This is a genomic window from Chryseobacterium sp. AG363 (assembly GCF_003610675.1).
In the GTDB taxonomy this organism is placed as follows: Bacteria; Bacteroidota; Bacteroidia; order Flavobacteriales; family Weeksellaceae; genus Chryseobacterium; species Chryseobacterium cucumeris.
The window spans coordinates 201,828-216,210 of record NZ_RAQF01000002.1; the positions used below are offsets into that span (position 1 = coordinate 201,828).

Annotated in this window: 12 protein-coding genes; 5 read left to right on the forward strand and 7 right to left on the reverse strand. The window is 37.0% G+C overall.

The genetic code is table 11. The features are described from left to right. Window positions 1-48 precede the first annotated feature (48 nt). From DEU39_RS00920 to DEU39_RS00930, 3 genes are all read left to right on the forward strand, one after another. A complete protein-coding gene (locus DEU39_RS00920) occupies window positions 49-1,695 on the forward strand; it encodes an ABC1 kinase family protein (RefSeq protein WP_120230579.1) in 1,647 nt (548 codons plus the stop codon). A 125-nt stretch (window positions 1,696-1,820) separates the two neighbouring features. Next, on the forward strand, window positions 1,821-2,333 hold the full coding sequence (locus tag DEU39_RS00925) for a hypothetical protein (RefSeq protein ID WP_228432247.1): 513 nt from the start codon (window positions 1,821-1,823) through the stop codon (window positions 2,331-2,333). A 151-nt stretch (window positions 2,334-2,484) separates the two neighbouring features. After that, entirely contained in the window at window positions 2,485-3,837 is a 1,353-nt protein-coding gene (locus tag DEU39_RS00930) for a DEAD/DEAH box helicase (protein ID WP_120230580.1), read from the forward strand. 81 nt (window positions 3,838-3,918) lie between these two features. Here DEU39_RS00930 and DEU39_RS00935 read toward each other — a convergent pair whose 3' ends face one another. From DEU39_RS00935 to DEU39_RS00950, 4 genes are all read right to left on the reverse strand, one after another. Beyond that, on the reverse strand, window positions 3,919-4,575 hold the full coding sequence (locus DEU39_RS00935) for a GDSL-type esterase/lipase family protein (RefSeq protein WP_120230581.1): 657 nt from the start codon (window positions 4,573-4,575) through the stop codon (window positions 3,919-3,921). A gap of 64 nt (window positions 4,576-4,639) precedes the next feature. Beyond that, the gene (locus DEU39_RS00940) at window positions 4,640-5,101 is read right to left on the reverse strand and encodes a lipocalin family protein (RefSeq protein WP_062670787.1); all 462 of its coding nucleotides are present in this window, start codon (window positions 5,099-5,101) and stop codon (window positions 4,640-4,642) included. Between the two features lie 225 nt (window positions 5,102-5,326). Continuing rightward, on the reverse strand, window positions 5,327-6,490 hold the full coding sequence (locus tag DEU39_RS00945; protein WP_120230582.1) for an iron-containing alcohol dehydrogenase: 1,164 nt from the start codon (window positions 6,488-6,490) through the stop codon (window positions 5,327-5,329). Window positions 6,491-6,626: 136 nt separating this feature from the next. Continuing rightward, window positions 6,627-7,046: a winged helix-turn-helix transcriptional regulator gene (locus DEU39_RS00950; RefSeq protein WP_120230583.1), complete on the reverse strand. Its 420-nt coding sequence runs from the start codon at window positions 7,044-7,046 to the stop codon at window positions 6,627-6,629. Between the two features lie 98 nt (window positions 7,047-7,144). Between DEU39_RS00950 and lpdA the strand changes: the two genes are divergently transcribed. Further along, window positions 7,145-8,545, forward strand: a complete 1,401-nt coding sequence (gene lpdA / locus DEU39_RS00955; RefSeq protein ID WP_120230584.1) for a dihydrolipoyl dehydrogenase — start codon at window positions 7,145-7,147, stop codon at window positions 8,543-8,545. A gap of 171 nt (window positions 8,546-8,716) precedes the next feature. Here lpdA and DEU39_RS00960 read toward each other — a convergent pair whose 3' ends face one another. After that, window positions 8,717-9,322 carry a hypothetical protein gene (locus DEU39_RS00960; RefSeq protein WP_228436589.1) on the reverse strand — a complete coding sequence of 202 codons (606 nt, stop codon included), beginning with the start codon at window positions 9,320-9,322 and terminating at the stop codon, window positions 8,717-8,719. Window positions 9,323-9,359: 37 nt separating this feature from the next. After that, on the reverse strand, window positions 9,360-9,764 hold the full coding sequence (locus DEU39_RS00965) for a hypothetical protein (protein ID WP_062670778.1): 405 nt from the start codon (window positions 9,762-9,764) through the stop codon (window positions 9,360-9,362). 222 nt (window positions 9,765-9,986) lie between these two features. On the opposite strand from DEU39_RS00965, the gene DEU39_RS00970 reads away from it, so the two are divergent. Next, window positions 9,987-12,521 (forward strand): phosphoenolpyruvate carboxylase, encoded by a 2,535-nt coding sequence (locus DEU39_RS00970; RefSeq protein WP_120230586.1) that lies wholly within the window; start codon window positions 9,987-9,989, stop codon window positions 12,519-12,521. 220 nt (window positions 12,522-12,741) lie between these two features. Here the strand turns inward: DEU39_RS00970 and DEU39_RS00975 are convergent, their stop codons facing one another. Then, on the reverse strand, window positions 12,742-14,343 hold the full coding sequence (locus DEU39_RS00975) for a S8/S53 family peptidase (RefSeq protein WP_120230587.1): 1,602 nt from the start codon (window positions 14,341-14,343) through the stop codon (window positions 12,742-12,744). Between the last annotated feature and the right edge of the window lie 40 nt (window positions 14,344-14,383).

Sequence of the window (14,383 nt, forward strand, 5' to 3'; positions counted from 1 at the left end):
AAAATAGGAACAATTTTTGGAGTAAATTGCACCTACTATTGATACACTATGTTTGACAAGCCTCAAAGAAAACTGAAAAGATCCGCAAGACTGATTTCCGTATTAAGTAAATATGGATTCAAAGATATTCTGGCTAGAATGAATGGAAATAAGCAGGAAGAAGCTTCTGGTCATTCAGATGAAATCATTTCAAAAGGAACCGTTTATGAAAGAATAAGACTCGCTCTAGAAGAGCTGGGACCTACCTTTGTAAAATTGGGTCAGACATTTAGTAACAGGGAAGACTTATTGCCGCCGGAATTGATCCAGGAGTTACAAAAACTTCAGGACAAAGTGGATACGGTAGATATGGCTGTGGAAGAAGCGCTGGAAAGTGAATTCAATATTTCCGTCAAAGATTATTTCCGTGAAATTCAGAAAAAGCCTTTGGCTACGGCTTCCATTGCACAGGTGTACAAAGCTGTTCTGTTGGATGGCAGTCCGGTAATTTTAAAGTTGAGAAAACCTGATGTTCAGTCTGTCATTGAAGATGATTTACTGCTGATTAAAGATATTGAAAAGCTGATATCCACTTATTCGGAGATAGGAGAAAAACTCAATCTGAAACAGGCTATTTCTACCTTTGAAAGATCTTTACTCGAAGAAGTCTCTCTGATCAATGAAAAAAATAATATCCAGCAGTTCCGTCTGAATTTTAAGAACAATAAAGAAACATACGTTCCTAAAGTGTACGAAGAATTTTCCAACAACAATATTCTTTGTATGGAATTTATTGATGGAATCAAAGTAACCGATAAATCTGTTCTTTTGGCTAATGATATCGATCCTGTAAAGGTTTCAGAAACAGGATTGAGACTCTTTGTATCACAGATTTTAGACTATGGGTTTTTCCATGCCGATCCTCATGCCGGAAATATTTTAGTAAGAAAAGACGGCAGAATTGTTTTCATCGATTTCGGAGCAGTAGGGAAAATTCAGCCTAATGATAAAGAAATTCTTGAAAATCTTATTGTCAGTTTTGTCGCTAAAAATTCGCATAAAATAGTCCGTTCACTCAAAAAAATGGCCATAAGCTATGAAATTCCGGACGAAAGAAGGTTTGAAAATGATGTGGATGATATTCTGAATTTTGTTCACAGCTCGTCATTACAGGATATCAATGTACAGGTCATTATCAACAAGATGAAGGATATATTGAAAGACAACAGGCTTTATATGCCGGATTATTTCTATCTTCTGTTCAAAGGAATCAGCCTGATAGAAGGAGTGGGAAGGAGTATTAATCCTGATCTTGATATTGTTAAAAGTCTTCACCCTTACACCAAAAAGATTTTTACCAAGAAAATCAGTCCTAAAAATCTTTTGAAAACAGGGATGGACCGGATGATGAATTTCACGGATAATGTGGATGAAATTCCGAAAGAGCTCCGTTCCGTTCTTCAAAAGCTGGATGAAAATAAATTTACGGTTTCCAGCGAAATCAAAAATATAGATAAGACCAACCAACTGATCAAATCCAGTGTCATCAATCTGATTCTGGCTATGGTTTTAGGAGCAAATATCATTGCCACAGCCATTGTCTTTTCTTCCGAGTCCGGACCAAGAATCGGAGAACTGTCATTAGTAGCAGTTTTAGGCTTTATCTTTTCAATCCTTTTAGTCATAATCCTCCTGCTAAGAGTAACCAGAAAATAATACACGCATTATGTGATTTGACTTGCATAGTTGACGTTATAATGCAGGATGAAAAATTGTAAAATCTTTAACTTTTAACTTATAAATTGTAACCCGAACCCCGAACCTCGTAACCTAAACCAACAATGAAAACGCTTATTATAACAACAATCACCTTATTCAGCTCATATTGTATGGCTCAACAGGGACGTGAAGAGAAACTTCAGGGAGATTTTGACGGAAACGGAACAAAAGAATACGCCTATACAAAAGTCAGCGACTGTGGTGACGAATGTGAAGGAAAGTGCGAAACAACCATTTATTTCAGTGATAAAAACATAAAACCTATAACCATTACACCTGCAAACCAGGGAAGTCTGTATAATTTGGGAGATCTTAATGGTGATGGGAAGGAAGAGATCGGATTTTATCCCAATTGGTGTACCAGCTGCTGGCATCCTTTTTATGTGTATACTTTAAGTAAAACGGGCTGGAAACCATTATTGCCTTCTATTTCAACGCATTGTAATCAGTGGGAAGAGGATCAATTCCCCATCAAAAAAGATCCTAAAAAGAAAGGATATGTTATTATTACCTCCAGTAAATGGGAAGATGATGATATTAAAATCAAAGTCAATAGTGTAAAGGTAAATGAGTAATTAATTTGTTGCTGGTTGTTATTTGTTGCTAGAAACATCAGTTGTATTTGGTAGTAATTCCCTATAATCAGATAGCTACTCTCTGCAACCTGCTGGCTAATATCTGCCAACTCAAATTTTCAACTTGTAATTAAATACCTATCTTTGCAAAATGGAAAAACTCACTTTTGCGGATTTTGACCTTCCGGTTAAAATTCTTGATGTTTTAGCGGATCTGGAATTATTTGAACCTACTCCCATTCAGGAGAAGAGCTTAAAGCCTATTCTTTCGGGAAGGGATGTAATGGGAATTGCACAGACCGGAACCGGAAAAACATTGGCTTATCTTTTACCCGTTCTGAAAACATGGAAATACAGTAAGACAGGAAATCCAACTGTTTTGGTGCTTGTTCCTACAAGAGAATTGGTGGTACAGGTGACTGAAATCCTTGAAAAACTGACAGAAAATATTACGGCAAGAGTAATCGGAATATACGGTGGAAAAAATATCAATACTCAAAAACTATTGTTTAATGATGGTTGTGATATTCTGGTAGGAACACCGGGAAGAGTGATGGACCTTTCCATAGACAATGCAATCTCTCTGAAGGAAGTTCAGAAGCTGATCATTGACGAGTTTGATGAGATGCTTAACCTTGGTTTCAGACCACAGCTTACCCACATTTTTGAAATGATGAAGGAGAAAAGACAGAATATTCTTTTCTCAGCTACTATGACAGAAGCAGTAGATGATATGTTGGATGAATATTTTGCAAGTCCGGTAGAAATTTCATTGGCAAAATCAGGAACTCCACTTGAAAAAATTGAACAGACAGGGTACAAAGTTGAAAACTTTAATACTAAAATCAATTTACTTGAACATTTGCTGAAGAATGATGCAGATATGTCCAAAGTATTGATCTTTAACAATAATAAAAGGCATGCTGATCTGCTCTTTACTAAAATCAATGAGCTTTTCCCTGAACAGTTTGATGTGATTCACTCCAACAAATCACAGAACTACAGACTAAAAGCGATGAAAAGCTTTGAAAATGAAGAGATCAGAGGTTTGATTACTACCGATGTCATGGCAAGAGGTCTTGATATCTCAAACATTACGCATGTCATCAATTTTGAGACCCCTGAAGTTCCTGAGCAGTATATCCATAGAATCGGTAGAACGGGTAGAGCAGATAAAGAAGGAAAAGCTTTGGTTTTTGTAACGAAAAAAGAAGAACCTTTGCTGCTTGATATCGAGCTGTTGATGGACAAAGAATTGAAATTTAATGAATTCCCTGAAGGTGTTAAGATCAATCCTAAGAAAATCGCTGCCGAAGAAGATCAGGTAGTGATGAAAAATCCTGTACAGGTAAAACTGAATGAAGGAGGCGGAGCATTTCACGAGAAAAAGGCTAAAAATACCAAAGAAAACTGGGGTGGACCTTCTAAAAGAAAAGCTCCTAAGAAGTTTGGAGCCAACAGAGCGCAGCAGAAAGCAATTTCGAAATCGAAAAGAAAGAAATAAAATAAAAAAACGATTCCAATTCAGGAATCGTTTTTTATTTTTAATCGAATTTGATATTATTTTTTTGTCATGGGTTGTAGTTTATTTCAGATAAGGAGTGATAATCTTTGTCCAGATTCTATATCCCTCCGGCTTAAAATGAAGCATATCTTCAACAAAAATATCCTTTCTTACATTTCCATTAGCATCTTCCATAGCCTTAGTTACATCAATAAATTCTGCGTTTGGTTCTTTTTTCATAAAAGCAGCAATCTTTTTGTTGGCGATTTTCATCTGTGGCCAGATCACTTCTCGGCTCGGCGAATATTTGATGGAGATATAATCTACTTCAATATCAGGAAATCGCTCACGTATTTTTTTGTAGAAAGCTTTGAATCGGTCAACGACTACTTTGGCTTTTAGCTTATGATTATCAGCAAAATCATTTTCACCACAATAAATAATGATCTGTTTGGGTTGGTAAGGTGCTAGGAGATCATTTGCAAAATTATTAAGGTCTGTAAGTCTGGATCCCCCGAAACCTCTGTTGATGATTGTTTTGCCGGGAAAATAATCCGCTACATCCGTCCATTTGGTGAATGAGGAACTTCCGATAAATAAAATAGCATCCTTTTGAGGCGGATTTTGCTGATCCAGCTTTTTAAACTCCTGGATGTCCTGCCAGAACATCGGTTTTTTTTCCTGAGAAAAGGCAATAGCAAAGTACAGCAATAGAAATGCTGATAGAATCTTCTTCATTATATTCAGTTTTAAATTAGATATAAAAGTAATAAAAAACTCCCGATTAGCGGGAGTTTATATTTTATCTTTTGTAGGTAACGTAAGGGATATCCGGAATTTTATCTCCATCCATATCAAAGATCCCTGACTGCTGGGCAAGTTTAAGATCTTTGGCTGTTAACATATCAATTCTGTAATTGACAGATCCTTCGTCGCCAAGTTTAATTCCAATAATTTTTGAATCGGCATCGTAGGTATATCTTCCTTCAGTTTTGGGAGCTGGAGTACAGTTGGCCCCTTCTCCCGTATACGCCGTGTAGCTCACATAATAATCTGTTCTTAAGAAAAGAGTATTTTTGGTTGCACATCCGGTTAACGTTTCAGTATAAAGCACTGTTTTATTATCTTTTCCGGAAATTACTTCCCTTTTAACTTCCTTCCAATCTCCTTTCATGATATCCATATCATAAGCTTCAAGATTATCATCTTTACAAGAAGTAAGCGCCAGGGCAGAAAAGGCAAATAAAAGTAGCTGTTTTTTCATTTTCACAAATTTAAGAATATGCTAAAATATAAATAAATTTGAAATATCTATAATGAAATAATGATTTTTTAAACGAATGTTTGTAAATTAAATAATTTTATGAATATTGTGATGAGAGATACAAGTTTCAGGGTTTATATATTCAACTTTAAAATTAATATAAACACTGTCATCCGAATCTCGAAATAACATAGCTCGAACCTCGTGCCCTGTATCCCCAATCCCTTAATAACTCATTTCTACAATCTTATAAGCATCCTGCGGAGTCAGTTTTTTGTATTCTCCAAGTCCCAGCCAGTTTCTTTCTGTAAAGGCTTTTTCAACCTTTTCAGCTGTTCCTTTAAAGTCTTCCGTATATTCGGAAAGCTTGGTTTTGATGTGAAGACTGTGGAAAAATTCTTCCAGTTTTTTAATACCCAGTTCAGCTTTTTCCTCTACGCTTCCGTCTTTGATTCCCCAAACTCTTTCAGCGTACTGGGCCAGTTTTCCTTTTTTATCTTCAAAGTTGTAACGGTAATGAGAAGGAGCAATAATTGCCAGTGTTCTTGCATGATCAATACCGAAGTAAGCCGTCAGCTCGTGCCCCATTGCATGTACTGCCCAGTCTGTAATCACTCCCTTCTGGATCAGGCCGTTTAAAGCCATTGTACAGCACCACATAAAGTTTCCGGCAGCATCGTAGTTGAAGTCATCAGCCAATACTTTAGGAGCAGTTTCCTGCAGGCTGATCAGAATGCTTTCTGCAATTCTTTCCTGAAGGTCTGCAGAAGAAGGAGCAGTCATATATTGTTCCAAAACGTGAGTGTAGGCATCAGTAATTCCGTTCACGATCTGGTTTTTAGGGATAGTTCTGATCACTTCCGGATCCAGAACAGAAAACTGTGGGAAAAGTCCTGGTCCTCCCGAAGATAATTTTTCATGGGTTTCTCTTCTTGAGATCACATATCCGGAATTCATTTCTGAACCTGTTGCAGGCAGTGTCAGAATGCTTCCAAAAGGCATTCCTTCTCCTTCAAATGTTCTTACCGACTTTCTCAGGATATCCCATGGCTCACCGTCATAATTGGCTGCTGCAGAAAGGAATTTTGTGCCGTCAATCACAGATCCGCCACCTACAGCGAGAAGGTAAGTAATATTTTTCTCTTTGATAAAATTTAAAGCATTGATCAGAACTTCATATTCAGGGTTGGCAGGAACTCCGCCAAACTCATATAATTCATGTCCTTTTAAAGCCTCTTTTACCTGATCGTAAACACCATTATTTTTGATGCTTCCGCCACCGTAAATCATTAATATTCTTGCATCTTGAGGGATTTCTTTGGAAATTTTAGCGATTTCACCTTTCCCGAAAAGTATTTTTGTTGGATTTTTAAACTCGAAATTAAGCATTGTTCTAAATTTATTTTAAGTCAAATTTACGGAATGAAAAAGGAAAAGTGAGTTAATGAAATTTTAAAATTGCTATTATTCATTTTTATGAAAGCTATTGCTTTAAACTTCTTTGATTAATGTTTTTTATTCCTTTCTAATCCAAATGCGATGTTTCAGGAGAAAGATAGGCTTTTGCCCTTTTTATAAAGGCTTGCTTATCTTTTTTGATCTCTTCCAGTAATTTTTTCCGGTCATCAGGGATCGTGAGATACTGATCACCCCAAAGGTTGATTTCAACGATCACGGGGATAAGATCAATCCCTTTCTGAGTCAGAAAATAAAGAATTTTCAACTTGCTGTCCGGATGGTCTTTTTTATCAATTATCCCATTGTCTAAAAGGTTTTGCAGTCTTGTGGCCAGAATGTTGGTAGCTATTTTTTCATCTGCCTTAAGAAAGTCACCATAAGTACATTCCTTTTTCAGCATAAGGTCTCTAATAATAAGCAGAGACCATTTGTCACCCCACATTTCCAGTGAACAGCTGATCGGGCAGTCGGATCGTTTTTTACTCATTTTGTTAATTTTAAAATAATGCTTGCAAAATGAAAGTGTTTGTTTTAATTTTGCTTTTATTTTGCAAGTAAATTTAATCATAAAAATTAATAAATCAAATGGATCATTATGACATTGCCGTAATTGGCTCAGGACCCGGCGGATACGTAGCGGCGATACGAAGTGCCCAGTTGGGATACAAAACCGTGATTATAGAAAAGTATGATACATTGGGAGGAACATGTACCAATGTGGGCTGTATTCCGACTAAAGCATTATTGGACAGCACTCATCATTATGCTGAAGCACAGCATCAATTCAAGGAACATGGGATCAGGCTGGATACTATTGAACTGGATTTTTCCCAAATGTATAAAAGAAAAGCAGAGGTGGTTTCAAAAAATACAGGAGGGCTGGACTTTTTAATGAATAAAAATAAAATTACAAGGTTAAAAGGGACAGCAAGTTTCATCAATAATTCTACCCTAAAAATTCTCAGTGAATCTGAAATTAAAGAGATTACTGCACAGCATTATATAATTGCTACAGGCTCAAAACCATCAACTATTCCAGGAGTAGATATTGATAAAAAAAGGATTATTACTTCCACAGAAGCCCTTTCTTTGCAGGAAAAACCGGAATCTATGGTAATCATAGGCGGTGGAGTGATAGGAGTGGAAATGGCGTCTATTTTCAACCGCATCGGAACGAAAGTAACTATTCTGGAATATGCCGATCATCTGATTTCCACCATGGACCATGAGTTGGGAAAAAGCATGCAGAAGATTCTTAAAAAAGAAGGAATTGATATCCGTCTCAATCAATCTGTATATAAAACCCAGAATGTAGGCTCTAAGGGCAAAGTCTTTTTTAAAGATAAAAACGGAACAGAAGGTGAACTGGAAGCAGATTATATATTGGTAGCAGTGGGAAGAAGCCCTTATGTAAAAGGTTTGGGTCTTGAAAATACAGATGTACAGCTGGACGAGAGAGGTTTTATTAAAATAAATGAAAACAATCAGACTTCAGTGCCTGCTATCTATGCAATAGGAGATGTTATCGGGGGAACAATGTTGGCTCACAAAGCGGAAGAAGAAGGTGTTTTTGTAGCGGAAACCATTAACGGACAAAAACGTCATATTCATTATAATCGTATTCCTTCAGTGGTGTATACGTGGCCTGAAGTAGCTTCAGTAGGATATACGGAAGAATACCTGAAACAAAATAATATCGCATATAATACAGGGAAATTCCCTTTTTCTGCCAGCGCAAGAGCCCGTGCTTCAATGGATATGGAAGGTTTTGCCAAAGTTTTGGTTGATCCGAAATATGGAGAAGTGCTGGGAGTTCACATTATTGGAGCCAGAGCTGCAGATTTGATTGCTCAGGGTGTTATCGCTCAGGAATATGAGGTGACTGCAGAAGATATGTTCCGTATTTCCTATGCCCATCCAACCTATTCTGAAACTTTAAAAGAGGCTTATTTGATTGCTTCAGGACAGGGAGCAATTAATATATAAAGAAGTACTATGAAATTTGAACCATTAAGATTTTTGAAGAATGTAAGAATAATTAAGATTCATCTGAGATGACAATAAAAAGCAAAGTTCAATACAATAGCTTTAGCCATTCCCTTAACTATCCTTATCAATTTAAAAAATCTTAATGGATTATTTGCGTTTTTAAAAGAATCACAAAGAATTACAGTTTTCATCCTTCGCATACACGCCATTGCTTTTTGCCTCCAGTTTTCCTGTTTTTCTGTTGATTTTAACCCAAAAAGATTCTTTCACAGCCGGACAACCCTTAGATTGCATGAGGTACATTGAAATATAGCGGTCTTCAATTTTATATGATCCGGTAAAGCGATTACTGGTATCCACAGAATACCCATACGTTTTTGCCAGTAAAATAGCTTCAGGAAGATTTTCTACCGTTCCAATAAAATCTCTTAACTGCTGTTCACTGGAAAAGTAAACCGATCTTTCATTCTTACATGCCAGAATGTATGAGAAGCAGTTGTTCCCAATACACTTCTGGAAAAAACCTTTTTCAGGAACTGGTTCATTAATGGTCATAAAGTCAGGAGCCTGGCTTTCATAGAGTACTGATTTTTCATAGTCCACATCATTACTGAGGACACGCCAGTAAGCATAGCCTTTGTCAGGAACAATGAAAGGATAGAGATATTCTACGGTACCGAGGATATCAGGAATTTTTTTATAATCATCGGGAACCTTGATCTGACTGTAAAACAGATTGGAGAGAATCAGGGAAAATGTGATGATTATTTTCATATAGAGTAGGTTTCCGGTGCAAATGTAAGAAAGAGAATTATTCCAGTACAATTTTATAATATCCTTTTTCAGCAGTTACATCAATATCTATACCTGTAAACGTTAATTTATTAATTTGATAGCCATCACACCCCCCGTTAAATTCTGATGATTGTATTGAAAAGTCTAAGTCTTTAATATTAGAAAAGAATTTATACTTTTTTGTTCCATTATAGGCACCTACATTTTCTACAATGATCATATTGTCAGATGTTTTGGATAGTTGGACACTATTGTTATCTTCGTCCTGAACTGAATAAGTGGTCAATGTTCCATTGGCAATAAGATTTTCATCATTAGAATCCACAAACTTAAAAAGGATCGGCAGAGGTGGATTGTAACAATCTTTTTCACAAGAGATGAAAAGAAGGGCTACGAGTAAAAAAGTAAATATTTTATTCATGGATGATGGATGGTGTGAAGAGTAAAGTTAATCAAAATTATATTAAATCTGAATGAGTAAAAATGGATTTCTATAATTTTAAAACCTATACAAGTATTCCATAGTTAATCGTTTGTTTACTCTGGAAAAGGTATTTATAAAATTTTTTAAAAAATAGTTTTCATCTTTTATTTTTGTCATTTGTCAATTAAATTAATTTCAAAATCGCTTACATTTGTTAATATGATACATGACCAACGCGCAGAAAAATTCAGGCAGATTGTGGAAAATAAGTTCCAGATCTATAATTCATTATTTATGAGCCTGCCCTATGATAAAATGACGAATATCGGAATGCTGCTTCCATTTCTTTATGAGGAAAGCAGGACCGGTTATGAAGCAGGAAAAACTCCTGAAGATATCGTCGAAGAATTCTTTAAAAACCATACCGATCTTCAGAACGAAGAGCAGAAACTTGAACTGCTTTTCAAGATCATACAATATATAGAAAGACAGGTAGTTTTGTTTGACAGTATTGAGGATGCTGCATTTCCTAATCTCCATTCAGAAAGTGATAATGGAACGGTGACCAACCTCTTTGAGCGTTCTTTTCAGGATCATAAAATTGAAAAAGTACGCGAGAAATTGAAAGATTTCAGTGTTAAGGTTGTATTTACTGCGCACCCCACTCAGTTTTATCCAAGTTCGGTACAAAGAATTATTCAGGATTTGAGAGGAGCAATTACCGGTGATTCAGTGACGCAGATTGATATGCTTCTGCAGCAGCTGGGGAAAACTCCTTTTGTCAATAAAGAAAAACCTACTCCGATAGATGAAGCACTAAGCATTATTTCTTACCTGAGATATGTGTATTATGATACCATCGGTGAACTGTTTACAAAGATCAAAAAGACTTTCGGAAACGGACATTTTCATCTTCATGAAGATATTATCCAGCTTGGTTTCTGGCCGGGAGGAGACAGAGACGGAAATCCTTTTGTAACCGCAGAGGTAACGAAAAGAGTAGCGGAAGAACTTCGCTCAGCCATTCTGAAGTCTTATTACAGCCATTTGAAATTTATCAGAAGAAGATTAAGTTTCAGAGGTGTTTCCGAAGTGTTGACCCAGTTAAGTGAAGAGCTGTATGCTGCCATTTTTGACGGGGAAAGCATTAAAGCCGAAGATATTTTAAAGAAAGCCAATGAGGCAGAAAAAATATTGATCAATGAGCATAATTCTTTATTTTTAGATCTTTTGGTCAATTTCAGGGATCGTGTGATGATCTTCGGAACTCACTTTGCTACGCTGGATATTCGCCAGGACAGCAGAATTCATCAGAAAGTTATTGATGAGGTATATGCAAAAGTTTACGGAAATGAAGAGGCTGATTACGAACAGAAGTTCAGTAAACTGATTCAGATGTCAGAAACGGTACATGCGGAGGATTTCGAAGATATTGTAAAAGATACTTTGTTAACGGTTTCTCAGGTTACAGAAATCCAGAATCTGAACGGACTGAGAGGAATGAACCGCTATATTATTTCCAATTCTGATGCCGTAAAAGACGTTATGAATGTATATGCCTTCTTTAAAATCTGCGGTTATCGGGATGAAGCGATCAATATGGATATTGTTCCGCTTTTTGAAACCATGGAAGGACTTGCCAATGCAGAAAATGTAATGAATGAGCTGTATCATAATCCTGTTTATAAAAAGCATCTTGAAAAAAGAGGAAATCAGCAGACGATCATGCTTGGATTCTCAGATGGAACCAAAGACGGAGGATATTTAAAAGCCAACTGGGAAATTTATAAAGCCAAAGAAGTACTGACAAAACTTTCCGAGCAGAATAATATTAAAGTGGTATTCTTTGACGGTAGAGGCGGACCACCAGCCAGAGGAGGAGGGAAGACCCACGATTTCTATGCTTCTCAGGGAAAAACAATTGCGAATAATAAAATAGAACTAACAATTCAGGGGCAGACGATTACCAGTATTTTTGGAAATAAAGAACAGGCAAAATACAACTTTGAACAGCTTCTGACCGCCGGTGTAGAAAATGACGTATTCAAAAATTCAAAAAAAGAACTTACCGAAAAAGAAAGAGCTTTGATTATTGAGTTGGCGGATATCAGCTATAAAAAATATTCAGATCTGAAAGCGCATCCTATGTTTGTTCCCTATCTGCAGGAAATGAGTACGCTTGAATATTACGGAAAAACGAATATCGGAAGCCGGCCTTCAAAAAGAGGAAACGGAAGCGAACTGAAGTTTGAAGATCTGAGAGCCATCCCGTTTGTAGGATCATGGTCACAATTGAAGCAGAACGTACCTGGGTTCTTCGGTTTTGGATATGCAATGCAAAAGATGAAAGAACAGGGCAGATTTGAAGAGGTAAGGGAACTTTACAAAGGGTCAGATTTCTTTAAGACTTTAGTTCTGAACTCCATGATGAGTATGAACAAGTCTTACTTCCCATTGACTTACTATATCAAAAATAATCCGAAGTTCGGTGCTTTCTGGAATGTACTTTTCGATGAATATGAGCTTTCCAGAGACATTATGCTGGAACTGACAGGATTTAAAATGCTTCAGGAAGAAGATCCGTTATCCAGAAAATCGGTGAAGATCCGCGAGAAGATTGTACTTCCGTTGCTGAGTATTCAGCAATATGCTTTAATGAAGATTCAGAAAGGAGAAGGCAACAAAGAAGCTTATGAAAAGCTGGTAACGCGTTCACTGTTCGGGAATATTAATGCAAGCAGAAACTCTGCATAAGCTATTTTTTTAATAAGAATGATCATAACGAAATGATAATCAATATCAATAAAAAACGGGCTAAAGCCCGTTTTTTATTATAAACCATTCAATGAGCTTTAGCTCAAACTTATTTTTATGTTGTAATACGACCAAAAATAGTAATATATCTCCCATAGATTGTACAGATGTTTATGTTGTATTAAATCTGCTCAATCTGAGTAATCTGCGAGAAACAAAATTATTCCTTTAAGAATTTTTCGTAGAAAACCTTGTCCTTCGTCTGAATTTTCAGATAATAGGTTCCTTTGGAAAAATCTTCCACTTTTATAGATTTCTGGTTGTTGCTTTTCCTGATGAGTCTTCCAAGGTTATCATATATTTCTAACGATTGAACTTCTTGCTCTGATGCAATATTCAGGATATTTTTTGCAGGATTCGGGAATATGGAGAACCTGTCTTTTTTTACAGTCTCAGAGGTATTCAGAACGAGATTATATAAACTTCCGAAATTAAGAATACCATATCCCATCTGATCGGTATGGGCAGGATAAAGTGAAGCCGTTTGTCTCAGTTTTGTTCTCATCTGCTCTCTGTTCATTGTTGGGAATGCCTGAATAAGACATGCAACACCGCCTGCGGCAATAGGAGTAGCAATAGAAGTTCCGTTTACAACTAAGGTCGCATTATCATACACGGTTGTTGTACCGCTCCCTTGGGTACTTCCATCCGGTTTTACCACCCCGAGAGCATTAGGTCCGAAAGAAGAAAATCCGGATGCATTTCCGGCTGAATCTACAGATCCGATAGAAAATACTTTTGCATTGTCAGAGGGTGTCATAAGGTAATGCCAGGGCTGTTGTCCGGAGTTTCCTGCAGCAGCAAGAACAAAAATACCCTTGTCAGCGGCAATACCTGCTCCACGGGCAATAAATGAAGTATTCCCGTCCATATTGGCATATGTATAATTGTAACGGCTTTCGTCAAAAACATTGTATCCTAGTGAAGAAGTAATAATTTCTACTCCTTTTCGATCTGCTTCCTCAGCAGCTTCAATCCAGTAGAGTTCTTCTTCGGGAATCTCTACGGTAGCATTTTCACTGCGGTAAAGATAAAAGTCAGCATCAGGTGCAGCTCCTACAAAAACGTCTTGAAGATATCCGCCAATAGCACCTAACACGACGGAGCCATGAGTACTGAGAGATGCATTGTAGATGTCTCCGGTTTTGGTTACAAAATCATAAGAGGCTTTGATATGATTATTGGTCCACAATCTTGAAAAAGCAGCACCTGTATTCACCGTTGGAAATCCGGCATCAATCACCGCTATGGAAATTCCTGTTCCCGTATAGCCTGCCAGATGAAGCGGCCGGATATTCACCTGATCTATTTGTCCGGCTCCGGAACCGTAATTAAAATTGGTAAGTATTTTATTGATGCTGGCATCGTCTTTCCATTTTCCTGGTGCTGGTTTCACAGTAGCAGAACTGTTTCTGGCAAAACTTTCAACAGAGGAAACATAAGTTTGAGCCTGAAGTAATGTTTTTTGTGCAGCAGTAGCATTAACTGCTGCACCATTAAGCCATTTTGAATAATCCGTAACAACAAATCCCAAATTTTGAAGATTCTGAAGATAAGACTGTTCAATAGGAGCATCCTGATCATTGAGGGGAATTCCCAGCGCGGTACGCCTGTTGAGTGATTTCTGGCTGAGTTCCGACAGCGGATTGGCGTAAAAAGCAGCTTTATTAGGCTTATCCGTGAAGTAAACAAAGACGAGCTCCGTTTGTGCGGAAACGGCAAGGTAACCAGTTAGGAAACAAAAGAGTAAAAGTTTTTTCATAAAATTTATTTGTATAAAGATAAAAACAAAATCAATAAAA

Coding starts and splice junctions, on each gene's coding strand:
- DEU39_RS00920 (WP_120230579.1), top strand. CDS start 49: ATGTTTGACAAGCCTCAAAGAAAACTGAAAAGATCCGCAAGACTGATT.
- DEU39_RS00925 (WP_228432247.1), top strand. CDS start 1,821: ATGAAAACGCTTATTATAACAACAATCACCTTATTCAGCTCATATTGT.
- DEU39_RS00930 (WP_120230580.1), top strand. CDS start 2,485: ATGGAAAAACTCACTTTTGCGGATTTTGACCTTCCGGTTAAAATTCTT.
- DEU39_RS00935 (WP_120230581.1), bottom strand. CDS start 4,575: ATGAAGAAGATTCTATCAGCATTTCTATTGCTGTACTTTGCTATTGCC.
- DEU39_RS00940 (WP_062670787.1), bottom strand. CDS start 5,101: ATGAAAAAACAGCTACTTTTATTTGCCTTTTCTGCCCTGGCGCTTACT.
- DEU39_RS00945 (WP_120230582.1), bottom strand. CDS start 6,490: ATGCTTAATTTCGAGTTTAAAAATCCAACAAAAATACTTTTCGGGAAA.
- DEU39_RS00950 (WP_120230583.1), bottom strand. CDS start 7,046: ATGAGTAAAAAACGATCCGACTGCCCGATCAGCTGTTCACTGGAAATG.
- lpdA (WP_120230584.1), top strand. CDS start 7,145: ATGGATCATTATGACATTGCCGTAATTGGCTCAGGACCCGGCGGATAC.
- DEU39_RS00960 (WP_228436589.1), bottom strand. CDS start 9,322: ATGAAAATAATCATCACATTTTCCCTGATTCTCTCCAATCTGTTTTAC.
- DEU39_RS00965 (WP_062670778.1), bottom strand. CDS start 9,764: ATGAATAAAATATTTACTTTTTTACTCGTAGCCCTTCTTTTCATCTCT.
- DEU39_RS00970 (WP_120230586.1), top strand. CDS start 9,987: ATGATACATGACCAACGCGCAGAAAAATTCAGGCAGATTGTGGAAAAT.
- DEU39_RS00975 (WP_120230587.1), bottom strand. CDS start 14,343: ATGAAAAAACTTTTACTCTTTTGTTTCCTAACTGGTTACCTTGCCGTT.